At 63.2% G+C, this 25090-nt stretch carries 24 protein-coding genes; 15 read left to right on the top strand and 9 right to left on the bottom strand.

The window, feature by feature from the left end; all coding sequences use genetic code 11:
* Positions 1 to 113: 113 nt before the first annotated feature.
* Positions 114 to 437, bottom strand: a complete 324-nt coding sequence (gene fdxA, locus P0D70_RS17580; RefSeq protein ID WP_091792539.1) for a ferredoxin FdxA — start codon at positions 435 to 437, stop codon at positions 114 to 116.
* Positions 438 to 770: 333 nt separating this feature from the next.
* Between fdxA and pncB the strand changes: the two genes are divergently transcribed.
* The 5 genes from pncB to P0D70_RS17555 all read left to right on the top strand — a co-directional run bounded on the left by pncB (position 771) and on the right by P0D70_RS17555 (position 6763).
* Entirely contained in the window at positions 771 to 1967 is a 1197-nt protein-coding gene (gene pncB, locus P0D70_RS17575) for a nicotinate phosphoribosyltransferase (RefSeq protein WP_408185429.1), read from the top strand.
* A gap of 150 nt (positions 1968 to 2117) precedes the next feature.
* Positions 2118 to 2780 (top strand): LutC/YkgG family protein, encoded by a 663-nt coding sequence (locus tag P0D70_RS17570; protein WP_408185428.1) that lies wholly within the window; start codon positions 2118 to 2120, stop codon positions 2778 to 2780.
* A gap of 75 nt (positions 2781 to 2855) precedes the next feature.
* Positions 2856 to 4286 (top strand): sodium:proton antiporter, encoded by a 1431-nt coding sequence (locus P0D70_RS17565; RefSeq protein ID WP_408185427.1) that lies wholly within the window; start codon positions 2856 to 2858, stop codon positions 4284 to 4286.
* Between the two features lie 42 nt (positions 4287 to 4328).
* Complete coding sequence (locus P0D70_RS17560) at positions 4329 to 5318, top strand: 2-hydroxyacid dehydrogenase (protein WP_408185426.1); 990 nt, start codon at positions 4329 to 4331, stop codon at positions 5316 to 5318.
* Positions 5315 to 6763, top strand: coding sequence for a DNA recombination protein RmuC (locus P0D70_RS17555; protein WP_408185425.1), 1449 nt, complete (start codon positions 5315 to 5317; stop codon positions 6761 to 6763). The genes P0D70_RS17560 and P0D70_RS17555 overlap by 4 nt, the downstream gene beginning before the upstream one ends.
* Positions 6764 to 6824: 61 nt before the next feature.
* Here P0D70_RS17555 and P0D70_RS17550 read toward each other — a convergent pair whose 3' ends face one another.
* The 6 genes from P0D70_RS17550 to P0D70_RS17525 form a co-directional block, all read right to left on the bottom strand.
* A complete protein-coding gene (locus P0D70_RS17550; protein ID WP_408185424.1) occupies positions 6825 to 7313 on the bottom strand; it encodes a GNAT family N-acetyltransferase in 489 nt (162 codons plus the stop codon).
* Complete coding sequence (locus P0D70_RS17545) at positions 7313 to 7588, bottom strand: hypothetical protein (RefSeq protein WP_091792546.1); 276 nt, start codon at positions 7586 to 7588, stop codon at positions 7313 to 7315. The genes P0D70_RS17550 and P0D70_RS17545 overlap by 1 nt, the downstream gene beginning before the upstream one ends.
* An 80-nt stretch (positions 7589 to 7668) precedes the next feature.
* Complete coding sequence (gene moeA, locus P0D70_RS17540; protein ID WP_408185430.1) at positions 7669 to 8970, bottom strand: molybdopterin molybdotransferase MoeA; 1302 nt, start codon at positions 8968 to 8970, stop codon at positions 7669 to 7671.
* Between the two features lie 74 nt (positions 8971 to 9044).
* Complete coding sequence (gene mobA / locus P0D70_RS17535) at positions 9045 to 9659, bottom strand: molybdenum cofactor guanylyltransferase MobA (protein ID WP_408185423.1); 615 nt, start codon at positions 9657 to 9659, stop codon at positions 9045 to 9047.
* 10 nt (positions 9660 to 9669) lie between these two features.
* Positions 9670 to 10779, bottom strand: coding sequence for a GTP 3',8-cyclase MoaA (gene moaA / locus P0D70_RS17530; protein ID WP_408185422.1), 1110 nt, complete (start codon positions 10777 to 10779; stop codon positions 9670 to 9672).
* A 234-nt stretch (positions 10780 to 11013) separates the two neighbouring features.
* Positions 11014 to 14283 (bottom strand): Rne/Rng family ribonuclease, encoded by a 3270-nt coding sequence (locus P0D70_RS17525; protein WP_408185421.1) that lies wholly within the window; start codon positions 14281 to 14283, stop codon positions 11014 to 11016.
* A gap of 732 nt (positions 14284 to 15015) precedes the next feature.
* On the opposite strand from P0D70_RS17525, the gene P0D70_RS17520 reads away from it, so the two are divergent.
* From P0D70_RS17520 to P0D70_RS17505, 4 genes are read left to right on the top strand one after another with little or no spacing between them, the layout of a single operon-like run.
* Positions 15016 to 16041: an RluA family pseudouridine synthase gene (locus P0D70_RS17520; RefSeq protein ID WP_408185420.1), complete on the top strand. Its 1026-nt coding sequence runs from the start codon at positions 15016 to 15018 to the stop codon at positions 16039 to 16041.
* Positions 16034 to 16693, top strand: a complete 660-nt coding sequence (locus tag P0D70_RS17515; RefSeq protein WP_091792551.1) for an HAD-IA family hydrolase — start codon at positions 16034 to 16036, stop codon at positions 16691 to 16693. Before P0D70_RS17520 ends, P0D70_RS17515 begins: the two co-directional genes overlap by 8 nt.
* The gene (locus P0D70_RS17510) at positions 16690 to 17091 is read left to right on the top strand and encodes a Rieske (2Fe-2S) protein (RefSeq protein WP_408185419.1); all 402 of its coding nucleotides are present in this window, start codon (positions 16690 to 16692) and stop codon (positions 17089 to 17091) included. Before P0D70_RS17515 ends, P0D70_RS17510 begins: the two co-directional genes overlap by 4 nt.
* Before the next feature lie 33 nt (positions 17092 to 17124).
* A complete protein-coding gene (locus tag P0D70_RS17505; RefSeq protein WP_091792553.1) occupies positions 17125 to 18129 on the top strand; it encodes a S49 family peptidase in 1005 nt (334 codons plus the stop codon).
* Positions 18130 to 18227: 98 nt separating this feature from the next.
* Here the strand turns inward: P0D70_RS17505 and P0D70_RS17500 are convergent, their stop codons facing one another.
* Both P0D70_RS17500 and P0D70_RS17495 read right to left on the bottom strand, forming a co-directional pair.
* Positions 18228 to 18947 carry an SAM-dependent methyltransferase gene (locus tag P0D70_RS17500; RefSeq protein ID WP_408185418.1) on the bottom strand — a complete coding sequence of 240 codons (720 nt, stop codon included), beginning with the start codon at positions 18945 to 18947 and terminating at the stop codon, positions 18228 to 18230.
* Positions 18944 to 19561: a Maf-like protein gene (locus tag P0D70_RS17495; protein WP_408185417.1), complete on the bottom strand. Its 618-nt coding sequence runs from the start codon at positions 19559 to 19561 to the stop codon at positions 18944 to 18946. The genes P0D70_RS17500 and P0D70_RS17495 overlap by 4 nt, the downstream gene beginning before the upstream one ends.
* 284 nt (positions 19562 to 19845) lie before the next feature.
* Here P0D70_RS17495 and P0D70_RS17490 point away from each other — a divergent pair, with 284 nt between their 5' ends.
* The 6 genes from P0D70_RS17490 (at position 19846) to fabG (ending at position 24953) form a co-directional block, all read left to right on the top strand.
* Positions 19846 to 20490, top strand: coding sequence for a DUF177 domain-containing protein (locus P0D70_RS17490; RefSeq protein ID WP_408185416.1), 645 nt, complete (start codon positions 19846 to 19848; stop codon positions 20488 to 20490).
* Between the two features lie 101 nt (positions 20491 to 20591).
* Positions 20592 to 20771, top strand: coding sequence for a 50S ribosomal protein L32 (rpmF, locus tag P0D70_RS17485; RefSeq protein WP_006051932.1), 180 nt, complete (start codon positions 20592 to 20594; stop codon positions 20769 to 20771).
* 184 nt (positions 20772 to 20955) lie between these two features.
* Positions 20956 to 22062 (top strand): phosphate acyltransferase PlsX, encoded by a 1107-nt coding sequence (gene plsX / locus P0D70_RS17480; RefSeq protein ID WP_091792558.1) that lies wholly within the window; start codon positions 20956 to 20958, stop codon positions 22060 to 22062.
* Positions 22062 to 23051 carry a beta-ketoacyl-ACP synthase III gene (locus tag P0D70_RS17475; RefSeq protein ID WP_408185415.1) on the top strand — a complete coding sequence of 330 codons (990 nt, stop codon included), beginning with the start codon at positions 22062 to 22064 and terminating at the stop codon, positions 23049 to 23051. The genes plsX and P0D70_RS17475 overlap by 1 nt, the downstream gene beginning before the upstream one ends.
* Before the next feature lie 111 nt (positions 23052 to 23162).
* A complete protein-coding gene (gene fabD, locus P0D70_RS17470; RefSeq protein ID WP_091792560.1) occupies positions 23163 to 24098 on the top strand; it encodes an ACP S-malonyltransferase in 936 nt (311 codons plus the stop codon).
* Between the two features lie 105 nt (positions 24099 to 24203).
* Complete coding sequence (gene fabG / locus P0D70_RS17465; RefSeq protein ID WP_091792561.1) at positions 24204 to 24953, top strand: 3-oxoacyl-ACP reductase FabG; 750 nt, start codon at positions 24204 to 24206, stop codon at positions 24951 to 24953.
* The last annotated feature ends 137 nt before the right edge of the window (positions 24954 to 25090 follow it).

The raw sequence follows: 25090 nt of genomic DNA, 5'->3' as shown, positions 1-25090 counted from the left end.
GAACAACAACAGCAGAGAAACGAAATTGTAGGAGGAGCTTAAGCGGCTGTCAATACCCTGCGTTCATCTCGATTTCATTCGAAGTCCGCTGCGTATGTGACGTGCTGCGAGACTCAACGTACGAGCAGCTCGAGCTTTTCCTTTACGTCCTTGAACTCGTCGGCTTCGGGCAGCGGTGCTTTGGTCTTGGTGATGCTCGGCCAGCTTTTCGCGAGATCGGCATTCAGCTCGATGAAATTCTGCTGGTCGCCCGGCACGTCTTCTTCGGCATAGATGGCGTTCACCGGGCATTCGGCTACGCACACTGCGCAGTCGATGCATTCATCGGGGTCGATCGCGAGGAAGTTGGGACCTTCGCGAAAGCAGTCCACCGGGCACACATCGACACAGTCGGTATAGCGGCACTTGATGCAGCTTTCGGTCACAACGTGAGTCATTCAGGCAGCTCCTGCATGCGGTATCTGGGGAGGCGCAAACGCCAAAAGCGCTATTGTATCGTAACGTCAAGAGGCGCATGCAGCATCGCACCATGCCTTTTATACGTTTTCGTGATTAGTTTATGGCGCGCTGAAGGCCACCTGCTTTGCGGCGCTCACCCACGGAGACCTTCTTCGGGCGCGCGGTGCGAGCGCCCGGCGGCGCGCGGAATCCGGCGGCATTCGGGTAACATGCGTCAGGTCGGTGCGCACGGGGCGCGCCGTATGCGCATGGTTGAGTCGGGCCTTTCGTGTCGGGCCTTCCGTTTTTCCTGCAGTCCAGTTCGCACCATCATGATTATTACTTCGCTGCTCGACACCGATCTGTACAAGTTCACGATGATGCAAGTGGTGTTGCATCACTTTCCCGCGGCGAACGTGGAATATCGCTTCCGTTGCCGTACGCCGAATGTCGATCTCGTTCCGTATATCGGCGAGATTCGCGAGGAAGTGCGCAAGCTCTGCCAGCTTCGCTTTACCGACGACGAACTCGACTACCTGCGCCGCATGCGCTTCATCAAGGGCGACTTCATCGAGTTTCTCGCGCTGTTCCATTTGAACGAAAAATACATTTCGATCGAACCGTCGCCGAAGGGCAATGGCGAAATCGACATCGAGATCAAGGGACCGTGGCTGCATACGATCCTGTTCGAGATCCCGATGCTCGCGATCGTCAACGAGGTCTACTTCCGCAATACACAGCAAAAGCCGGACTACAGCGAAGGGCGCGGCCGCCTCGTCGACAAGATCCAGCTGCTCGGCGCGCGTCCGGAATTCGCCGACTGCAAGATCGCCGACTACGGCACGCGCCGCCGCTTCTCGAAGCAATGGCACGAGGAAGTGATCCTCAAGCTCAAAGAGGGCCTCGGCGAGCAGTTCGCCGGCACCAGCAACGTCTTCTACGCAATGAAGCACGGCCTCACGCCGCTCGGCACGATGGCGCATGAATATCTGCAGGCGTGCCAGGCGCTCGGCCCGCGGCTGCGCGACTCGCAGATCTTCGGCTTCGAAATGTGGGCCAAGGAATACCGCGGCGACCTGGGTATCGCGCTCTCCGACGTGTACGGCATGGAGGCGTTCCTGCGCGACTTCGACATGTATTTCTGCAAGCTGTTCGACGGCGCGCGCCATGATTCGGGCGATCCGTTCGAGTGGGGCGAACGTCTGCTCAAGCACTACGAAGCGAATCGCTGCGATCCGCGCACCAAGATCCTCGTATTTTCCGACGCACTCGACATTCCGAAAGTGCTGCAGCTCTATGAGCGCTTCCGCGGCCGCTGCAAGCTGGCGTTCGGCGTGGGCACGAATCTGACCAACGACCTCGGCTATAACCCGCTGCAGATCGTCATCAAAATGGTTCGCTGCAACGGCCAGCCGGTGGCGAAACTGTCGGACTCGCCGGGCAAGAACATGTGCGAAGACAAGGCTTACCTCGCTTACCTGCGCCAGGTGTTCGGCATTGCGCAGCCCGAGGAAGAGGCGGCGAAGTAACGCGGCTCGCAGCTGGCTATTGCAGTGGGCTATAGCGTAAGCCGCGTGTGCGATACGCGGCAATATCCCGTTTGGCCAGGGTGGCCGCGCGCGGGGCGGCCGGTATAATTCCCGCCATCCCGAACGGCTGTCGACACGAGGATTTCGCACATGGATACATCGATTGCCCGACGCAACATACTGGCGCGCATCCGCGCGGCGCAAGGGCGCGAGCCGGAGCCGTCCGCTGCCGAGCGCGAGGCGGCGGCGGACTACCTGGCGCGCCATCCTGCCGGGCCGCGTCCGGAGATGCCGGCCGACCTCGTTGCGCGCTTCGTCGAACAGGCCCGGAAGATGGCGACCACCGTCGAATCGGTTCAGGCACTGGGCGACGTGCCGGCCGCGGCGCATCGCTACCTCACGCAACATGCGTTGCCGTTGCAGGCAATCGCCTGGCAAACGCTGCAGGATTTGCAGTGGGCCGAAGCCGGCCTCACTGTCGAATTCCGCAAGCCGCAAGATGGCGACGTGGTCGGCCTGACCGGCTGCTTCTGCGCGAGCGCCGAAACCGGCACGCTCGTGTTGCTGTCGGGACCGGAAACTTATGCGTCCGCTGGTCTGCTGCCTGAAACGCATATTGCTATCGTGCCGGCTTCACGCATCGTCTCGGGTCATGAAGAGGCGTTCGGTCTGATCCGCAAAGAACGCGGCGAACTTCCACGCGCGGTCAATTTTGTCTCCGGGCCTTCACGCACCGGGGATATCGAGCAGACCATCGTGCTCGGCGCGCATGGGCCTTACCGCGTGCATGTGATCGTCGTGCAGGGCGCCTGAACGGCAAGCGCGGCCCGTGCCACGTGGCGCATGTGCCCACGCGCGGCTGCCGGCAATAACAAGGATTTCAACGCTATGAAAGGACATGCCGTCTGGACGGGCATGGGGTTCGCGGCTGCATTGGCGCTGGCCGGCTGGCCGCAACTGGCGTCTGCCGCTACGCTCGATGGCGCCACTTTGTCGGCGCTGTGGGGGCTGCCATTCGCAGGCGTGCTGCTGTCGATCGCGGTATTTCCGCTGATCGCGCCGGCGTTCTGGCATCACCATTTCGGCAAGATCGCGGCTGCCTGGGCGCTTGCGTTCCTCGTGCCGTTCGCGCTCACCTTCGGTACAGGCGTCGCATTCGGCACGCTCGTGCATGCGTTGCTAGAAGAATACATTCCGTTCATTGTGCTGCTAACCGCGTTGTACACCGTGGCGGGCGGCATCTGCGTGCGCGGCAATCTGCATGGCACGCCGCGTCTGAACACGGGAATTCTCGCGCTCGGCACGCTGCTAGCCAGCATCATGGGCACGACCGGCGCGGCCATGCTGCTGATCCGTCCATTACTGCGCGCCAACGACAATCGCAAGCACGTGGTTCATGTAGTCGTGTTCTTCATCTTCCTCGTGGCGAACGCGGGCGGCTCGCTCTCGCCGCTGGGCGACCCGCCGCTCTTTCTCGGCTTTTTGCAGGGCGTGAGCTTTTTCTGGACCACCACGCATCTGATGCTGCCCATGCTGTTCATTTGCGGCGTGCTGCTGATCGGGTTCTATGCGCTCGACTCGTACTACTTTCATCGGCGTGAGGAAGAGCGCTCGCGCTTTCTCGATCCCACGCCTGACTCGCCGCTGCTCGGCATCGACGGCAAGATCAATTTCGTGCTTCTCGCCGCGGTAGTCGGGCTCGTGCTGATGAGCGGGCTGTGGAAGCCGGGCGTGGAGTTCGACGTGTTCGGCACGCACCTCGCGCTGCAGAATGCCGTGCGCGATGCCGCGCTGCTAGGGGTCACGTTGCTTTCATTGGTGCTCACGCCGCGTACGGCGCGCGCGGGCAACGACTTCAACTGGGCGCCGATCGAAGAGGTGGCCAAGCTGTTCGCCGGCATCTTCGTGACGATCGCGCCGGTCATCACGATCCTGCGTGCCGGCGAGGCGGGCGCCTTTGCCGGCATCGTCCATCTGGTCAACGACGCATCGGGCCAGCCGCACGATTTGATGTACTTCTGGATGACCGGGCTGCTGTCTTCGTTTCTCGACAATGCGCCGACCTACCTCGTGTTCTTCAACCTGGCCGGCGGCAACGCGCAGACGCTCATGACCACCGGCGCCACCACGCTCGCGGCGATCTCGGCTGGCGCGGTGTTCATGGGTGCGAACACGTATATCGGCAATGCGCCGAACTTCATGGTGAAGGCAATCGCGGAATCGCGCGGCGTGCGCATGCCGGGTTTTTTCGCGTATCTGGGCTGGTCCGCGGCGGTGTTGCTGCCGTTGTTCCTCGTGACCGGCTGGCTTTTTTTCTGACGCCGAGGCAATCGAACTCGACGCGCTATACGGAGAATTGCAATGCAGAAGATCCTCGTCGCCCGTCCAATCTTTCCTGACGTGATCGAACGGCTCAAACAGTATTTCGACGTCGACTGGAATCAGGGCGACGTATTGTCCGCCGACGAACTGACGCGTCGTCTCGCGGACAAGGACGGCGCGCTCACCGCGGGCGATCCGGTCGGCGCGGGCGTACTCGCGGCGGCGCCGCGTCTGCGCGTGGTGTCGAACATGGCGGTGGGCTACAACAATTTCGACATGGCCGCCTTCACCGCGGCCAATGTGCTCGGCACCAATACGCCGGACGTGTTGAACGAGTCGACGGCGGACTTCGGCTGGGCCCTGATGATGGCGGCGGCGCGCCGTATCGCCGAATCGGAGCACTGGCTGCGCGCGGGCAAATGGCAGAAGTGGGCGTATGACGGTTTTCTCGGCAGCGACCTGTACGGCTCGACGCTCGGCGTGATCGGCATGGGCCGCATCGGCCAGGCGTTGGCGCGTCGTGCAAAGGGCTTCAACATGCAGGTGATCTATCACAATCGTTCGCGCGTCGCGCCGGAGATAGAAGCCGAGCTGAACGCGGAATACGCGTCGAAAGAGGACCTGTTGCGGCGTGCCGATCACGTCGTGCTCGTCCTTCCGTACACGAAGGATAACCATCACACGATCGGCGCCGCCGAACTCGCGCTGATGAAGCCGACCGCGACGCTCACCAACATCGCGCGCGGCGGCATTGTCGACGACGCGGCGCTCGTCGAGGCCTTGCGCTCGAAGCAGATCGCCGCCGCCGGTCTCGACGTGTTCGAAGGCGAGCCGAATCTGAACCAGGACTTGCTGAGCGTGCCGAATGTCGTGCTGACGCCGCACATTGCCAGCGCGACCGAAGCCACGCGCCGCGCCATGGCGAATCTCGCCGCGGACAATCTGATCGCGGGCCTGGGCGCAGGCCCGCGCGCGGGCCGGCCGCCGAATCCGATCAATCCCGAGGTCATCGGCAAGGCGCGTTCATGACAATGATTCTGGTGGCGGCCGTCGCAGTGCTGGCGGTCGCATTGGTCATTGCGCTGGCCCTTCTGATGCGAGGCCACAGCCGCGCGCAAGAGAGCGAGCAGTTCGAACTGCTCAACGAGCGGCTGGACGCCTCGACCGACGCGCAAGCACACGCCTACGAGCGTCTCGAACGGCAACTGCGCAATGACATCACCGAGACCGCGCGGGTGTCGCGTACTGAACAGAGCAGCGGCTTCGCGCACTTTCAGCAGACGCTGGCGGCGCAGTTCAGCAGTATGACGACGGTGCAGGGCGGCAAGATCGACGGGTTCGCCCAGCAGCTCGACGCCGTGCGTCACAGTCTGCAGGCGCAGGCCCAGCAGGCGCGCGACGAGCAGGGCCGCTCGCTCAAGCAGTTCGGCGACACGCTGAGCCTGCAACTGGGGCAACTCACGGAGGCGAACGATCGCCGTTTCGCCGAGGTGCGCGCAACCATCGAACAGCGGCTGAAGGATATCGAGGCGAACAACTCGGTCAAGCTCGAGGAAATGCGCCGCACCGTCGACGAAAAACTGCACGCCACGCTCGAACAGCGTCTGGGTGAATCGTTCAAGCTCGTGTCCGACCGGCTCGAGCAGGTGCACCGCGGACTGGGCGAGATGCAGACGCTGGCGGCCGGTGTCGGCGACCTGAAGAAAGTGCTCACCAATGTGAAGACACGCGGTACGTGGGGCGAAGTGCAGCTGGAAGCGTTACTGGAGCAACTGCTCACCGCCGACCAGTACGCGAAGAACATTGCGACCGTGCCGAGAAGCACGGAGCGCGTCGAGTTTGCGATCAAGTTGCCCGGGCGCGCGGAGCAGGGCGGCGTGGCCACGCCGGTCTGGCTGCCCATCGACGCCAAGTTTCCGCGTGAAGACTACGAGCGTCTGATCGAAGCGCAGGAGCGCGCCGATCCAGTCGCGGTGGAAGAAGCCTCCCGCGCGCTCGAAGCGCGGATTCGCGCCGAGGCCCGCACGATTGCGGAGAAATACGTGTCGCCGCCACACACCACGGATTTCGCGTTGCTGTTCCTGCCGACCGAGGGCCTGTACGCGGAGGTGTTGCGCCGGCCGGGCCTGACGGACCTGCTGCAACGCGACTATCGCGTGACGATCGCCGGTCCGACTACGCTGACCGCATTGCTCAACAGTCTGCAGATGGGTTTTCGCACGCTCGCGATCGAAAAGCGGTCGAGCGAGGTGTGGCAGGTGCTCGGCGCGGTGAAAACGGAGTTCGGCAAATTCGGTGACGTGCTGGCGAAGACAAAGGCGCAACTGGAAACCGTCACGCGTTCTATCGAAGCGGCGGAAACGCGCACGCGTGTCATGAGCCGCAGACTGCGCGATGTCGAGGCATTACCGGGCGAGGAGGCGAGCGGGTTGCTCGGCGATGCGCTCTCGGGTGCGGAGCCCGAAGAGCAATGAGGGTACGGGGCTAACGGTCAGGTGTGGCGGAACCCGGCGTGAAGCTCCGCTCGCCAATCACTCAGGCACGCGCGCTTGTTGCCAACTGTTCAAGCGCGTCACCTGTCAGGCGCACCACGCGCCAGTCGGGCATGACGGTCGCGCCCATCTTTTCATAGAAGCTGATGGCCTGCCGGTTCCAGTCGAGCACGGTCCATTCGAAGCGCGCGCATTGCCGTTCCACCGCCAGGGCGGCGAGGCGTTGAATCAACGCGGTGCCCAGACCGCTGCCGCGTTGCGAGGGTTGTACGTAGACGTCTTCGAGATATAGTCCGCGCTTGCCGACGAAACTCGAGTAATTGTGGAAGAACAGCGCATAGCCGACGATGCGTCCTTCGTTCTCCGCTACCAGCGCTTCAATGGAAGGCCGCGCGCCGAACAGCGCGTCGCGCAAGCCCTCTTCGGTTGCGACGAAGACGTGCGTGAGGCTTTCGAATTCCGCGAGCTCGTACGTCAGCGCGAAGATCGCGCTGGTGTCGGCAGGCGTGGCGGCGCGGATCGTCGCGGGCATTACGCTTCTTCCGGGGCGTCGGTCAGTTGGATTTCAATTCCGCCGAAGCGCGACGCAACCCAGTTGTAGGCATGGCAGGCGATCCATAGCAGGACGAAGCCGAGAATCGCATTCAGCAGCAGCGCGCTGAACACCGTGCTCAGTTCCACCGAACCATAGCGCACGAACGCCACCAGTACGCCCAGCAGCACGATCGGTACCGAAAACGTCAGGTACACGAGGATCAGTGCTTTGGCTGTCTGTCCTGGTGCAATGAACGAAATCTGTTTTTTCATGTAAGTCAAACCCGTGTGTCGTAGTGGTAATGGGTAAAGCTATGAATGGCCGCTGGTGAGAGCGAGGCGTGAGCCGGGCGTCAGATGAGGCCGTCGAACAGCATGATGGCGACGCGCTCCCCTTGCGCAATCTCGCCTTCATCGTGCCCGAGCACGATGAAGCAATTGGCTTCGCTCATCGAACTCAGCACGCCGGAACTTTGTGAGCCGGTTGGCGTGACATGCCATTGTCCGTGCGCGTCCTGTTCGGCTACGCCGCGCTGGAACTCGGTGCGGCCGGCGCGCTTGCGGATGGCCTTGCGGCTCAGGGCGTGAATGAACGGCAACGGTTGCGGCGTTGCGCCCGACATTAGCAGCAGCGCCTCTCGTACGATCTGATAGAAGGTCACCATCACGGCGACCGGATTGCCCGGCAAACCGAAAAATAACGCGGGAAGCCCGAGCCCGGGTCGCTCGCCGGACCAGACGCGGCCGAAGGCGAGCGGCCGGCCCGGCCGCATGGCGAGACTCCAGAAGGCGACGTCGCCGAAAGTTTGCAGCAGTTGTTTGGTGAAATCGGCCTCGCCGACCGAGACGCCACCCGAGGTGAGCACCACGTCGGCGCTCGCCGCCGCGCTGCGCAAGGCGGCTTCCATCGCGGCGGGCTCGTCGCGCACCACGCCGAGATCGAGCGTGTCGATGTTCAGGCGCCGCAGCATGGCGAACAGCGTGTAGCGATTGCTGTCGTACACGCAGCCCGCGTCGAGCGGCTCGCCGAGCGAGCGCAATTCGTCGCCGGTGGAGAAGAAGGCCACGCGCAAGCGCCGCTTGACATTGATTTCGCCGATGCCGAGCGAGGCCAGCAAACCAAGGTCCGACGCGCGCATGATACGGCCCGAGCGCAGTGCGGCGTGGCCTCGCGCGAGATCTTCGCCGGCGAGACGCCGGTTCGCGCCGGCTGCCACGGCGTTGGCGGCGAAGCGGATCGAACCCGAGTCGGCGTCGCGCTCGACCACCTCCTGCGGCACGACCGTGTCGCAGTCGGCCGGCATGCAGGCGCCGGTCATGATGCGCACGCATTGTGTGGTTTCGACGCGGCCCGTGAACGGATGCCCGGCGAGCGCTTTTCCGGCCACCGTCAACTCGACGGTGGCGCCGCCGGTGGTGAGTGCCGCGCTCTTGAACGCGTAGCCGTCCATGGCGGAGTTGTCGTGCGAAGGCACGTCGATTGGCGACACGATATCCGCCGCGAGCACGCGGTCGAGCGCATCGCGCAGGGGCACGCGTTCAGTAGCCGTGACCGGTGCGGCCCACTGGCGAACAATCGCCTGAGCGGCTGACACGGGTAGCGCGTGAGGATCGTACTGCGCGACGCAGCGGGAGAATTCGTTAGGCGTGGTCATGAAGAGCGGGACGTCGCGACCGGAGGCGGCAGCGGCAGTTGCCGTGCGGCCGGAGCGGGATTTCAACCGGGGCCTCAATCACGTTCGAGGTCGGCGAGTTCTTGTAGCGAATTGATATTGTAAAACGCGCGCTCGTCGGTAAAGACGACTTCCTCCGTCTTGTGGCGCGCGTACCACGCGCGGACTTTGCGCTCGCCGGCCTCCAGAAAGGCCGCCAGATCGTCCGCGAGACCCGTGCGCAACAGTGCGAAAACGGGGTGCAGGGACAACTGACCGTGTGCGTCGGAGGTGGCGGCCGTGGCGATATCGGCGCCGTTCGAGTCGAGCGCGCGCGCAAGACGCTCGGCGAGGTCGGCGGGAAGCCACGGCGAGTCGCAGGGTGCGCTGAGCACATAGCCGGTTCCCGCTGCTCGCAAGCCCGCGAGCAGACCTGCCAGCGGGCCCGGAAATCCGGCCAGCGTATCGGCCACGACCGTGGCGCCGTATGGCGCACCGAGTGCGGCGTAAGCTTCGGCATGCCGATTGGCGCTGATGAGCAACGCGCCGGTTTGCGGTGCGAGGCGCTTGAGTACATGGCTGGCGAGCGGCTCGCCGTGCAGCGTTTGCAGCCCCTTGTCGGCGCCGCCCATGCGTGTGGCGCGTCCGCCCGCGAGCAACAGGCCGGTGATGTGTTCGCGCGTCGGTCTCATGCGCCGCCGCTCAGCCGCCGATGTACGACATTTCGACCCGACGGCCGTCGCGCGCGCCTGAATCGGCCGGGTTGCTGCCGCGCAGCTGCGAATACCGGTCGCCGCGGCCTTGCCAGATTTCGGCGATGGCGGTGGCGATACCGGCGTCGCTCGCGCCGTTGCGCACCAGCGCGCGCAGGTCGTGCCCCGAGGACGCGAACAGGCACAGATAGAGCTTGCCTTCTGTGGACAGACGCGCTCGCGTGCAACTGCCGCAAAACGCACGTGTCACGCTCGAAATCACGCCGATCTCGCCGCTGCCGTCCGCATAACCCCAACGCTGGGCGGTCTCGGCGGCGCTGTGCGCTTCGAGCGGCGCGAGCGGGAAGTGCTCGGCGATGCGTGTGACCACGTCGGCGGACGGCAGCACTTCGGTCATGTTCCAACCGTTCGACGTGCCGACGTCCATGTATTCGATAAAGCGCAACACTGCGCCCGAGCCTTTGAAATGACGCGCCATCGGCACGATTTCACTATCGTTCGTGCCACGTTTGACGACCATGTTCACCTTGACCGGCGCGAGCCCCACCGCATGCGCGGCGGCAATGCCGTCCAGCACGTCCGCGACGGCGAAGTCGGCGTCGTTCATGCGGCGAAACAGCGTGTCGTCGAGCGCGTCCAGGCTCACCGTGACGCGGGTCAAACCGGCGTCTTTCAGGCTGCGCGCCTTGCGCGCCAGCAGCGAACCGTTGGTGGTCAGCGTCAGATCGAGCGGACGGCCCGCCGGCGTGGTGAGTTGCGCGAGCCGCTCGATCAGGAATTCGAGATTCTTGCGCAACAACGGTTCGCCGCCCGTCAGACGGATTTTTTCGACCCCATGCGCGACGAAGATTCGCGCCACCCGTTCGATTTCCTCGAAGCTCAGCAAGTCGCTGTGCGGCAAAAAGGTGTAGTCCTTGTCGAACACCTCGCGCGGCATGCAGTAGACGCACCGAAAATTGCAGCGATCCGTGACCGAAATGCGCAGGTCGCGCAGCGGCCGCGCGAGCTTGTCGTGCAGCGCGCCGCTAGGCGTCTGCACGGGGCCGCTGATAACCGGCACAGCGCTGAAATCGGCAACAGGGATGATGCGTCGGGACATGATTGCTTCGCTTAATTGCTTCGCGTGTTTGCTTTGCTCAGTGCTTGAACTCAGTGCTTGAACTTTGTGCTTGAACTCAAAGCTAGATATTCATTCTATCGGAAATGCCTCAAAAGGCAGTGGGACCCCCCGGCGGTGTCGGGTATACGGGGAGGTGCATGCCACCGGCGCGCCCGCGCTGCGCATAAAAAAAGCCCGCCATGAAGGCGGGCTTTGCTGGTGGAGCGGGGCAGCTTACTGCGGGTGCTTACCCGTTTCCACTTGTTGCATCGGCGCGCTGTCGAGCGGCGGCAACGATTTACGCTCGCGCACCACGCGAGCCGGCTTGACCGTCTGCGCGGCCGCTTCCTGAGCGGCGCGAAGCTTGTCGGCGTCGGTGTTCACCCAGACGAGACCGGCTTGTTCCAGCACCGGCTTCAAGGCTTCCGCCGACACGGCGCCATGACGCGGTGCTTGCGGTGCAACTGCGACAGGCGCGGGCTCGATCACCGTCGGCTCGACCGCGGCCACAACCGGCTGCGTTTCGGCGATCTCGGCATGCAACACAGGCTGAGCCGCCGGAGCTTCGACGGCCGCAACCGGAGCGGCGGTTTCGACCGGGGCCGGCGCAGCTTGTGCTTCGACAGGCGACGCCAATACCGGCGTTTCGACTTGAGGCTGAGCCGGTGCTTCAAAGCGTGCGACCGGTTCAACCAGCGAAACCGTCTCGCTGACGGCCGGCGCGGCTTGCGCTGCTTCGACCGGCACGGCAGCGGCGGGCGCTACCGGCGTTTCGGCGACCGGTTCGACAGCAGCCGGAGTCGCCGGCGCTTGCGCTACCGGGACGACCGTTTCCGTCTTCGCAGCCTTTTCGACAGCCAGAGCCGGCGCTTCGGTAGCCGCGTGCAGTTCGGTGACCACCGCGGTTTCAGTCGCGACAGCGGCGACCACCACCTCTACCGGCGTCACGTCCTTCGCCTCGTTGACTTCCGTCTTGTGCTCGACAGGTTGATGCGCGGTGCGCACCGGCGCTTCGTCGGCAACGCTGGCATTGTCGCCTTCAGCTTCCGCGACGTCCGCTGCGAGGTTGCCGTTCACGTCCTCTTCACGCTCACGACGACCACCGCGACGGCCGCGACGGCGACGACGACGCTCTTCACCTTCACGTGCAACGGCTTCCTGATCGATCGGCGCGCCGTTTTCGCCCAAGGCGGTCTGGTTTTGCGCCAGTTCTTCCGCCGGTTGAGCGTCGCTTTGCGTCAGAGACTCGGTGGCTTCAGCTTGCGGCTTGCGGCGCTCGCCACGTTCAGCGCGATCACCACGTTCACGCCGTTCGCCACGCTCCGGACGTTCGCCGCGCTCGCCACGTTCAGCGCGCGGTGCGCCTTCGACGGCTTCCGCACGGTCGTTGCCGCGATTCTCGCGGTCACGGTTTTCGCGACCCTCGCGACCTTCACGCGGCTCGCGGGTTTCGCGCGGTTCACGGCCTTCGCGGGCCTCACGCGGCTCGCGGTTGCCACGCGGCTCGCGCGCTTCACGCGGCTCACGGCCTTCACGTGCTTCACGCGGTTCGCGTTCCTCGCGACGCTGCGACGGCTGCTGGCCTTGAGCCTGACGGCCGCCGGTCGCGCCTTCGCCACGGCCCGCTGCATCGCGGCCGCCTGCGCCGCCACGGCGATTGCGGTTGCGATCGCCACCGCGTTCACCGGTGCGCTCACCGCGCTCCGTGCGTTCGCCGCGTTGCGGACGCGTCTGCTTGTCGGTCGTAGCCGGCGCGACAGGCGCCGGTGCCGCCGGCTGCATGCCGAACAGATTCTTCAGCCAGCCGATGAACCCACCGCTTGCCGGCGTGACCGCGACCGGAGCCGGGGCGGCGACAGGGCGAACCGGTGCGCTCGGCGCCGGCTTTTCAGGCGTGATGCCCTTGACCGCCGCTTCCTGCTTCGGCTTTGCTTCTTCGGTGCGCTTGCTGTAACCGGTTTCCGATTCGAGCTCGCGGGCCGCTTCTTCGGCCATCTTCCACGAAGCGCGCGGTTCGTCGAGGCGCGCGTCGTCGTGACGCAGACGCTCGAGCTTGTAATGCGGCGTATCGAGATGCTTGTTCGGAATCAGGACGACGTTGACCTTGAAGCGCGACTCGATCTTGTTGATTTCAGCGCGCTTTTCGTTCAGCAGGAAGGCGGTCACTTCGACCGGCACCTGGCAGTGAATTGCCGCGGTGTTTTCCTTCATCGCTTCTTCCTGAATGATCCGCAGCACTTGCAGCGCGGACGATTCGGTATCGCGGATGTGACCCGTGCCGTTACAGCGCGGGCAGGTCACGTGGCTGCCTTCGGACAGGGCCGGGCGCAGACGCTGGCGCGACAGTTCCATCAGGCCGAAACGCGAGATCTTGCCCATCTGGACGCGCGCACGGTCGTGCTTCAGCGCGTCTTTCAGGCGTTGCTCGACTTCACGCTGGCTCTTGGCCGATTCCATGTCGATGAAGTCGATCACGATCAGGCCGCCCAGATCGCGCAGGCGCAATTGGCGGGCGACTTCGTCGGCGGCTTCGAGGTTGGTGCGCGCGGCGGTTTCCTCGATGTCGGCGCCCTTGGTGGCGCGGGCCGAGTTCACGTCGATCGCGACCAGTGCTTCGGTGTGGTCGATCACGATCGCGCCGCCCGAGGGCAGCGGCACCGTGCGCGAGTACGCCGTTTCGATCTGGTGTTCGATCTGGAAGCGCGAGAAGAGCGGCACGTCGTCGTGATACCGCTTCACCTTGCTGACATTGTCCGGCATCACGATATCCATGAAGGCGCGTGCCTGGTCATGAATTTCAGTGGTGTCGATCAGGATTTCGCCGATATCCGGCTGGAAATAGTCGCGAATCGCGCGGATCACGAGGCTCGATTCGAGATAAATCAGCATCGGCTGACCGTTCGAACCGCTCTGCGACGCAGCTTCGATCGCGCGCCACAGTTGCATCAGGTAGTTCAGGTCCCACTGCAGCTCTTCGGCGCTGCGGCCAATGCCGGCTGTGCGCGCGATGATGCTCATGCCTTCCGGCAATTGCAGCTGCGCCATGGTTTCGCGCAGTTCCTGACGGTCGTCGCCTTCGATCCGGCGCGACACGCCGCCGCCGCGCGGGTTGTTCGGCATCAGAACCAGATACCGGCCGGCGAGCGAGATGAAGGTGGTGAGGGCTGCGCCCTTGTTGCCGCGCTCTTCCTTTTCGACCTGAACGATCAGTTCCTGGCCTTCGCGGAGGGCGTCCTGGATGCGCGCCGAGCGCATGTCGACGCCGTCGCGGAAATACTGGCGGGCGACTTCCTTGAACGGCAGAAAGCCGTGGCGGTCTTCGCCGTAGTTGACGAAACAGGCTTCGAGCGACGGCTCGATGCGCGTAATGATGCCCTTGTAAATATTGCCTTTGCGCTGTTCGCGCCCGGCGGTTTCGATGTCGATATCGATGAGTTTTTGCCCATCGACGATGGCGACGCGCAGTTCTTCCTGCTGCGTCGCGTTGAACAACATTCGTTTCATTGAACGGCTCCAGAGCGGCTTAGCCAGCCCATCGCTGCGCGGTTGTCAGTCGCGAGAGCGAAGCGGGCAGCGGCATGCCGCGCCTTATTGTGTTTTCACAAGCACACTGGAGCGGGAAAACTGGCGGGAGAATTGCCTGAGAGGGCCCGGCCCCATTGAAAAATGGGCGCGGTGCCGCAGGGCACATGCGAACACGGCTTCAAATAACGACCCGACACGCCGCGGGTTCTGCCGGCAGACCTTCAAAAGCCTTCGTCCACTCGCGCCGGTGCGCCAACTGGGCGCGTGACCGGAGGGTCGAAGGCTGCGGCCATGCCGCAGCGGGAAGTTCGCGCAGTCGGCGCGTCTTTTCCTGCTGGGGGTGTCTCGCCTCATTTTGACGTCGCCATGTCTTGTACTTTCTACAAGACGCCTCGGGCGCACGCCGTATTTTCGCAACTTGCAGCCTCGTACAACTGGGCGTCAGACCGCCCGATACCGAAGCTGAAAGTTAAATTCTTTTTTACCAAAATTCCGTTACCGTCGAAGCCGACCTTGACCGAACGCGCCTATGGGCGCCGTCCCTGCCGGGCACTGACTTCGTGCGTGCAACTTGTTGCATCTCATTTTCAGGGTGAGCAACCAGACCCCGGCGCAAGTAAAATAACGGTTTATCGCTTGCGCCTGCGCAATCCGCCCGAATTCCGAACACTGCGCCGGCCGCCGCAGACTGCTGGGCAAATTATATTCAGAATGAAAGAGTTAGGCAAAATATCCCAGAAATCGGTCGCAAGCGACCAGGTCTCGATGATCGAGATCGACGACAGTGCGGCCGGACAGCGCATCGACAACTTCCTGTTACGCGTCTGTAAAGGCGTGCCGAAAAGCCATATTTACCGCATCCTGCGCAGCGGCGAGGTCCGCGTCAATAAGGGCCGGATAGACGCGCAGTACCGGCTCGAATTAGGCGATCTGGTGCGTGTGCCGCCCATTCGCGTCGCCCAACCGAGCGAAACGGCCGCTCAGGCGCCGGTGCCCGCCGCCCATTTCAAGATCATTTTCGAAGACGAGCATCTGCTGGTCATCGACAAACCAGCCGGCGTGGCCGTGCACGGTGGCAGCGGGGTAGCGTTCGGCGTGATCGAGCAGATGCGCGAGGCGCGTCCGCAGGCGAAATTCCTCGAATTGGTACATCGGCTCGATCGCGAGACTTCCGGCATCCTGATGCTCGCCAAGAAGCGCTCGGCGCTCGTCAATCTGCACGAGCAGATTCGCGAGAACAAGATGGATAAGCGCTACTATGCCTGCGTTCACGGCGACTGGGCGAGCGATTGGGGCCGCCGCCGCGCGGTCAAGGAGCCGCTGCACAAGTATTTGACCGCGGACGGCGAGCGCCGCGTGCGCGTGCAGCCCGACGGCCTCGCGTCGCACACGGTTTTCAATCTGATCGACCGCTGGCCGGAGTACGCGCTGCTCGAGGCGGAACTGAAGACCGGGCGTACGCATCAGATCCGTGTCCACTTGCAGCATCTGGAACTGCCGATCGTCGGCGACGCCAAATATGGCGACTTCGCGCTGAATAAGGCATTGGCGCGCGCCAATGCGAAGCCGGGCCTGAAGCGCATGTTCCTGCACGCCTACCGGTTGAAGCTCACGCACCCGGCAACCGGCGCGCCGCTGCAGTTCGAGGCGCCGTTGCCGGCCGAATGCCGCAGCTTCATCGCGCAGCTCAACGAATTACGAAATGGGTCAAACCCGGAGACGACACCGCATGGCTAGAGAGCAATTTGATCTGATCGTCTTCGACTGGGACGGGACGCTGATGGATTCGACCGCCCACATCACGCGCAGCATCCAGTCGGCTTGCCGCGATCTCGGCTTGCCGGTTCCCGCCGACGAGGCGGCGAGCTACGTCATCGGCCTCGGTTTGCGTGATGCGCTACAAATTGCCGCGCCCACGCTGGACCCATCGGACTATCCGCGGCTGGCCGAGCGTTATCGCTTCCACTATCTGGTAAAGGATCAGACCACCGAGCTATTCGCCGGTGTGCGCGAAATGCTGCAGGAATTGCGCGACCTGGGCTATCTACTGGCGGTGGCGACGGGCAAAAGCCGCGTCGGGCTGAATCGCGCGCTTGACCAGTCGCGCCTCACGAGCCTGTTCGACGGCACCCGCTGCGCCGACGAGACTTTCTCGAAGCCGCACCCGGCCATGCTGCACGAATTAACGCGTGAACTAGGGCAGGACAACGCCCGCACGGTAATGGTCGGCGATACGACGCACGATCTGCAAATGGCGATCAACGCGGGTGTCGCGGGCATCGGTGTCACATATGGGGCGCATCCCGCGGGCTCGTTGAGTGCGTTATCGCCGAAGTTCGTGGCGTCGAGCGTCAGTGTGCTGTCGGGCTGGCTGCGAGAAAACGCATGAGCGAGCAGACACCGGAAGCGGCGCAGGCGGTTCGCATTTGCGCGTCGGCGGAATTGGTCGACGGCGGCGCGGGCGTGCGCCGCGGGGCGAAGCTTGGCGGAGGCGACGTCGTCGTATTTTTTGTTCGCTATGATGGCCGCGCTTACGGCTACCTGAACCGCTGCGCCCATGTGCCGATGGAGCTGGACTGGGCCGAGGGCCAGTTCTTCGAATCGTCCGGTTTATACTTGATGTGCGCTACACACGGTGCGATTTACGCGCCGGACACAGGCAAATGCGTCGGTGGTCCGTGCCGCGGCGGCAGATTGCGGCCCGTTCAGGTGGACGAACGCGATACGCCGGAAGGCCGCGCGGTTTTCTGGCTGCCTGACGGCGAACTGCGTCCGGACACCCCCTGATTTTTCTCTTCTTCGACCTTTCCACTGCACCGCATGTCCGACAATTTGACTCCCGAGCCGAAGGAACCGTCCCTGACAGGCCGCCCCCGCACGCCTGCCGATGAGCCCGGTTGGGAACGCGCGGCGCTCGAGCGCATTGCTCTTGCCGCGATCAATGAGCAGCGCGCGGCGCGGCGCTGGAAAATCTTTTTCCGCTTCGTTTTCCTCGTCGTCCTGCTGCTGGCAATATGGGCCGCCATCGACTTGTCCGGTGATAAGGTGGCTGCCACCGGCCGCCACACGGCTTTGATATCGCTTGACGGTGAAATCTCCGCTGATACGAACGCGAACGCGGAAGATATCAACACCGCGCTGCAAAGTGCGTTCGACGATGCGGGCACCGCCGGCGTGATCCTGCGCTGTAATAGTCCGGGTGGCAGTCCGGTGCAGGCGGGCATTATCTACAGCGAAATTCGTCGTTTGCGCGTCAAATATCCGTCAATTCCGCTCTACGTCGTCGTGGGCGATATGTGCGCGTCGGGCGGCTATTATGCGGCCGCGGCGGCCGACAAGATTTACGTGGACAAAGCGAGCATCGTCGGCTCGATCGGCGTGCTGATGGATAGCTTCGGCTTTACCGGCCTGATGGATAAGCTGGGAATTCAGCGCCGTTTGCACACATCGGGTGAGAACAAGGGCTTTTTCGACCCGTTCTCGCCAGAAACGCCGAAGATGGACGAACACGCGCAAGACATGCTCGATCAGATTCACGCGCAATTTATCGACGCCGTTCGCCAGGGGCGCGGCAAGCGCCTGCATGAAACGCCGGATATGTTCTCAGGGCTTTTCTGGACAGGTCAAAAGAGCGTCGAACTCGGTCTCGCCGATGGTTTCGGCGACGCGGATTACGTAGCGCGCGACCTCTTTAAGGCGCCGGATATTGTCGACTACACGGTGAAAGAGAGCATTACGGACCGCGTTGCGCGTAAATTCGGCGCGGCGGTGGGCAGTGGTGCGGTTCACGCCATGGCGCTCGGCGGGAAGCTGAATCTGCGTTGATGTGTTGATTTGTTGACGTGCCGATGTGAAAAGCCCCGCGCGATCGATGTCTGACGATCGCGCGGGGCTTTTTTATACCTATCCCGGGTTGGCCCGGATCAAACGGCCAGGATCAGAAAAATGGCCGGCCGCTTGTGCAGATCGATTGCAGGCTGTTTCTTCCAGTCGGCTACGGTGCGGCTGGCAATGGTTTCGGTTTCCAGCGTCAGATCGACCGCCACGCAGACGAGCGTGGACGGCGCACACGTCGCCAGTAACGTATCCAGCAGCGCGCGGTTCCGGTAGGGCGTCTCGATGAAGATCTGCGTCTGCTTGCCTTTGCGTGATTGCTGTTCGAGGTCTCGCAGGCGCTTGGCTCGCTCCGTGGCATCGACCGGCAGGTAGCCGTGAAACGCAAAGCTCTGGCCGTTGAGCCCGGAAGCCATCAAGGCCAGCAGAATCGAACTGGGGCCGACGAACGGCACCACTTTCACTCCCCGTTCATGCGCGCGGCGCACCAGCAGGGCGCCGGGGTCGGCGACCGCCGGACAGCCCGCTTCGGAGACGAGACCGGCGTCGGTGCCGGCGAGAAGCGGCGCGAGTAGCTTATCGATCTCCCCGGCCGGCGTGTTGACGTTCAGTTCACGGATCTCGATTTCCTGGATCGGCCGTTCCGTGCCGACTTTCTTCAGGAACGCGCGCGTGGTTTTCGCGTTTTCGCCGATGTAATAGTGAAGCGAAGCCGCGCGGGCGCGTACCGGCGCCGGCAGAACGGCGTCGAGCGCCTCGGCGTCGCCTTCGCCGAGCGTGTTCGGAATCAGATAGAGCGTGCCGGTCATTGCGCCCCCAGAAGCGGAAAGCCCACTGCGAGCAGCATGCGCGACAGTGCGATCAACGGCAGGCCGACGAGCGCGGTGGGGTCGTCGGAATGGATGGCTTCGAGCAACGCGATGCCGAGTCCTTCGGATTTGGCGCTGCCTGCAACGTCGTACGGCGTTTCGGCCAGCAGATAGGCCTCCAGCATGGCGTCTGGCAGATCGCGGAATTGCACGCGGGTAATCACGTCGGCGGCTTGCACTGTCCCCGAGCGACTGTCGAACAGGCACAGTGCACTATGGAATTGCACTTCGCGGCCGCGCATTGCCTGCAGTTGCGCCAGCGCATTGGCGTGGGTGCCCGGCTTGCCGATTTGCAGGCCATCATAAGTCGCGACCTGATCGGAGCCGATTACGAGCGCGGCCTCACCGGCGCCGAGTCCACCGGCAACCGCGCGAGCTTTGGCTTGCGCGAGGCGCAGAGCGGTCACTTCGGGCGTCTCGCCGGCGAGCGGCGTCTCGTCGATCGCGGGTACGACGACATCGAACGGCACACGCAGGCGTTCGAGCAGCTCGCGGCGATAAGGCGAACTCGACGCCAGGATCAGGCGTGGCGGGCGATTGAGGGAATCTGGCATGGGCAATCAACGGCTAGAGAGGCGGAACGTACGGGGTCGCGGAAAGCTTGCGCGTGTACGGGCTTAAGTGTTTGACTCGAAAAGACAAAACGGATATGATTTTGGGCTTTTCATCGGTATGCTTGCGCTAGGCGGGCCTCGGTGTGTGTCAGGCGTGCAAGCGGACTTGCAGGCGTGGCGTACAACTCGCGGGTCTTTCAGGTTGTCTCGCAAACCGGTTGTACCCCGCGGTTATACCCCGCGGTTTATACCCCGGCGAAACCCTTGCCGAAGCAGGAGCGCACATGACTCAACATCCTGGCAACCCTGCAGGTCTGTCCGACCCGCATAATCTCGATCTGTTCGAATTTGCGCGGAGTGCGCGTCAGGCCGCGGGTGTCGTGCGCGTCTCGCAACTGCCGCGCATGTTAAACGAAGTCCCGGCAGAAGCGCCAGACCGCGATACCGCGTTCACCTGGCAAGCCGAAGGAACGACGCAGCCGGAATTGCAGGACGACGGCACCGAGGGTCCCCAGCCTTATTTGAGGATGGCGATTCACGGCGCCGCATGGCTCGAATGTCAGCGGTGCATGACACCGTACTTGCAGGCATTCAACGTCGATGCAACTTACCGGATCGTCAACACTGAGGCGGAAGCCGAAGAGTTTCCGCTCGACGAGGATGAAGTCGAAGTGATCGTGGGCTCGAACCATTTCGATCTCATCGACTTGATCGAAGAAGAGTTGCTGCTTTCCTTGCCGCTCGTGCCCAAGCATGAGGTCTGTCCCGAAGTGCACGAGAGTCTCGTCTCTGGTGTGGCCGGTACTGAAGGCAAGGGCGACGAGGGCGCACTGGACGAGGCTGATGAGGGCGGTGAGCCCGAGCGGCCCAATCCGTTTGCGGCGCTCCAGAGTCTCAAGCGCGGTGAGCCGGGCGACAAGAAGCACTGAACAGTTGCATTGGAGCGCGACGCGGGCGCATTGGCCACTCGGCCAGTGGCGGACACCGAGTCGGGCTGTGTTAGAATCCGAAAAATTTTTAGGAGTTAGTCATGGCAGTTCAGCAAAACAAGAAGTCGCCGTCGAAGCGCGGCATGCACCGTTCGCACGATTTCCTGACGGCAGCGCCGCTGGCCGTGGAACCGAGCACGGGCGAAGTGCATCTGCGTCACCACGTTAGCCCGAACGGCTACTATCGTGGCAAGAAAGTTGTCAAGACGAAGAACGATTAATCGTTTCGCCGCCTGTTTCTCTGCGTGTCGCCCCTTGGCGTTTCGCGTGGCGATCGGCTCGCTTGACATTTTCCCGGCTCGGCAAAAAAGCGGCATTCAATTGCCGCTTTTTTGTGTCGATCGCAGCTGGCAATTTAGCGCCTACCGCGGTCCCATGCAGGGCGCCTGAAATTCGTCGCACTCCATGACAGTAAAGCTCACGATAGATTGCATGGGAGGCGACCACGGCCCGTCCGTGACCGTTCCCGCTGCCGTCAACTTCGTTCGTTCGCATCCCGATGCGCAGTTGCTGCTCGTCGGCATTGAAAGTGCGATTCGTGCGCAGCTGAAGAAGTTGAAGGCTCAGGACCTGCCGGCGCTGACCGTCGTACCCGCGTCCGAGATCGTCGCCATGGACGATCCGGTCGAAGTCGCGCTGCGCAAGAAAAAAGATTCCTCCATGCGCGTGGCGCTGAACCGCGTCAAGGAAGGCGAGGCGCAAGCCTGCATTTCCGCCGGCAACACCGGCGCGCTGATGGCGGTCTCGCGCTATGTGCTGAAAACGCTGTCGGGCATCGAACGCCCGGCTATCGCGTCGGCACTGCCCAATCCCAATGGCTACACGATGATGCTCGACCTGGGCGCCAACGTCGACTGTGAACCTCAGCATCTGCTGCAGTTCGCGGAGATGGGGCACGCGCTCGTGTCGGCGCTCGAGGGTAAGGAGCGGCCCACCATCGGTCTGCTCAATATCGGCGAAGAAGTCATCAAGGGCAACGACACCATCAAACGTGCCGGCGAATTGCTGCGCGCGAGTACACTTAACTTTCACGGTAACGTTGAAGGCAACGATATCTTCAAAGGCACGGTCGACGTAATCGTCTGCGACGGTTTTGTCGGCAATGTCGCGCTGAAGACGTCGGAGGGCCTCGCGCAGATGCTGTCCAACATCATCAAGGAAGAGTTTGGCCGTTCGTGGCTGACCAAGGTGATGGCGGTGCTCGCATTGCCGGTATTGATGCGCTTCAAGAAACGCGTCGATCATCGGCAATACAATGGTGCCGCGTTGCTCGGCCTGCGCGGGCTGGTGATAAAAAGCCACGGTTCGGCGGATGCCTACGCGTTTGAGTGGGCTATCAAACGCGGGTATGATGCCGTCAAAAACGGCGTGCTGGAACGCCTTGCGCGTGCGATGGAAGAGAACGCGGGTTCTCTCGAGCAGGCAGCGCGCGACGCGAGCGGTGCGGGTCACGCAAGCCCGATCGCAGGCCAGCCAGCCGAGCCCTACGCTGCGCAATCCTCGAAGGCATAATGGCTCAATCGACAATTTATTCCCGCGTGCTGGGCACCGGCAGCTACCTGCCGCCCAACCGCGTCACCAATCAGGATCTGGCCGAACGTCTCGCCAAGCAGGGCGTCGAGACGAGCGACGAGTGGATCGTCGCCCGCACGGGCATCCATGCTCGCCACTTCGCGGAACCTGATGTCACGACCAGCGATCTGGCGTTCATCGCTTCGCAGCGTGCGATCGAAGCGGCAGATATCGACCCGCAGTCCATCGATCTGATCATCGTCGCCACGTCCACGCCGGACTTCGTATTTCCGAGCACGGCGTGCCTGTTGCAGAACAAGCTCGGCATCAAGAACCACGGCGCGGCCTTCGACGTGCAGGCCGTCTGTTCCGGTTTTGCCTATGCGGTGGCGACGGCGGACAGCTTCATTCGCAGCGGCCAGCATCGTACGGCGCTTGTGATCGGCGCGGAAACTTTCTCGCGCATTCTCGACTTCAAAGACCGCACCACCTGCGTGCTGTTCGGCGACGGCGCGGGCGCGGTGATCCTGCAGGCATCCGAAGAACCGGGCGTGCTCGCGAGCGCGCTGCACGCGGACGGCAGCCATTCGAACATTCTCTGCACGCCGGGCAACGTGAACGGCGGTGTAGTGGCCGGCAGCGCGTTTCTGCATATGGACGGACAGGCCGTGTTCAAGCTTGCCGTCAATGTGCTCGAAAAGGTCGCGGTCGAAGCGCTCGAGAAAGCCAATCTGTCGGCTGAGCAGGTCGACTGGCTGATTCCGCATCAGGCGAATATCCGCATCATGCAAAGCACCTGCCGCAAGCTCGGCTTGCCGCAGGAACGCATGGTCGTCACGGTGGGCGAGCACGGCAATACGTCGGCTGCGTCCATTCCGCTCGCATTCGACGTCGCCGTGCGCGACGGCCGCATCAAACGCGGCCAGAACGTGCTGATCGAAGGCGTCGGCGGCGGCTTCACGTGGGGCGCTTCGGTTATCCGCTACTGATAGCGGCGACGCTATGGCGAGCGCGCTTCACGGCGCTCGGCTACGCTTGAGCGCGCTCGCCGTCAACCGGGCGCGCCACCCACATCTGACAACATCGATTTTGGGGACGATATGAAATTTGCGTTCGTTTTTCCTGGGCAAGGATCGCAGTCGGTCGGCATGCTCAACGCGTTCGCCGATCACGCGGTCGTGCGTGAGACGGTTCAGGAAGCCTCCGACGCGCTCAATCAGGACCTCGGCAAGCTGATCGCCGAAGGCCCGGCCGAAGATCTGAACCTCACCACCAACACCCAGCCTGTCATGCTGACCGCCTCCTACGCCATGTATCGCGCGTGGTTGCAGGCTGGCGGCCCGAAGCCGGCGATCGTCGCGGGTCACAGCCTGGGTGAATACACCGCGCTGGTCGCGGCGGGTGCGCTCGCGTTTCGCGATGCCGTGCCGCTCGTGCGTTTTCGCGCGCAAGCCATGCAAACGGCGGTGCCGGTCGGTGAAGGCGGTATGGCCGCGATTCTCGGCCTCGACGACGACACGGTGCGCGCGGTGTGCGCTGAAGCGTCGGTTGCGGGCGTCGTCGAAGCAGTCAATTTCAATGCGCCGGCGCAGGTCGTGATTGCGGGCCACAAGGCCGCGGTCGAAAAGGCCTGCGAAGTCGCGAAGGCTAAGGGCGCCAAGCGCGCGTTGCCGCTGCCGGTCTCGGCGCCGTTTCACTCGTCGCTGCTCAAGCCCGCGTCGGATCAATTGCGCGAGTATCTGGCGAGTGTCGACGTGCAGGTGCCTGCCATTCCGGTCATCAACAACGTGGACGTTGCCGTGGTCAACGAACCGGCCGGGATCAAGGACGCGTTGGTGCGCCAGGCTGCCGGTGCGGTGCGCTGGGTGGAAAGCGTTCAGGCCATGTCCGCTCAGGGCGTCACGCACGTGATCGAATGCGGTCCGGGCAAGGTCCTTGCGGGTTTGACCAAGCGTATCGACGGTAATCTGGTCGGCGCTTCGATCTTCGATCCGGCTTCGCTCGAAGAGACGCTCAAACTCGTGACGGCTGGCTGAGCACTGCGCCGCGCGTGCCTTGCGCTGACAGCACGCGCTGCGCGAGAGCGTCAGATCATCGCATCAAGAATCAATCAGCCCTCCGAAGGGCATCCGGACTGACAGATGGAAAAGACTCTCGACAAGCAGATCGCAATCGTGACCGGCGCTTCGCGCGGTATTGGCCGGGCGATCGCCATGGAACTGGCGCGCCAGGGCGCGACGGTAATCGGCACGGCGACCAGCGAAAGCGGCGCAGCCGCAATCAGCGAAGCGTTTAACGCCGCTGGCGTGAACGGCCGCGGCGCGGTGCTCAACGTGAACGACGCGGCCGCGGCGGAAGCGCTGATCGACGGCACGGTGAAGGAATTCGGCGCGCTGCACGTACTGGTGAATAACGCCGGCATCACGCAGGACCAACTCGCCATGCGCATGAAGGACGACGATTGGGACGCGGTGATCGACACCAACCTCAAGTCGGTGTTCCGGCTGTCGCGCGCGGTGCTGCGCCCCATGATGAAGGCGAAGGGCGGCCGCATCATCAACATCACGTCGGTGGTCGGCTCGGCCGGCAACCCGGGGCAAGTCAACTACGCCGCTGCGAAAGCGGGCGTGGCGGGCATGACGCGTGCGCTCGCACGCGAGATCGGCAGCCGCGGCATCACGGTGAATTGTGTCGCGCCGGGCTTCATCGATACCGACATGACCAAGACGTTGCCGGAAGAGCAGCAAACGGCGCTGAAGACGCAGATTCCGCTGGGCCGTCTCGGCAGCCCGGAAGATATTGCGCACGCCGTGGCGTTTCTGGCGTCGCCACACGCGGGCTATATCACCGGCACGACATTGCACGTAAACGGTGGGATGTACATGTCGTAACCAAATTCGGTTACTATCCGCGCCTTGATGCGTTTGTAAATGCGTAAGGCGCATGCCTTGACAGCCACCCGATGCGCCGCTTTTTTGCCGGGTCAAACCTGATAAAATGCGCGCACCTGTATTTTTGAACTTCTTTT

Source organism: Paraburkholderia sp. RL17-381-BIF-C (assembly GCF_046026435.1).
In the GTDB taxonomy this organism is placed as follows: Bacteria; Pseudomonadota; Gammaproteobacteria; order Burkholderiales; family Burkholderiaceae; genus Paraburkholderia.
Note: the sequence above shows the minus strand (reverse complement) of the source record. Positions and strands in the feature narration are given on the sequence as shown.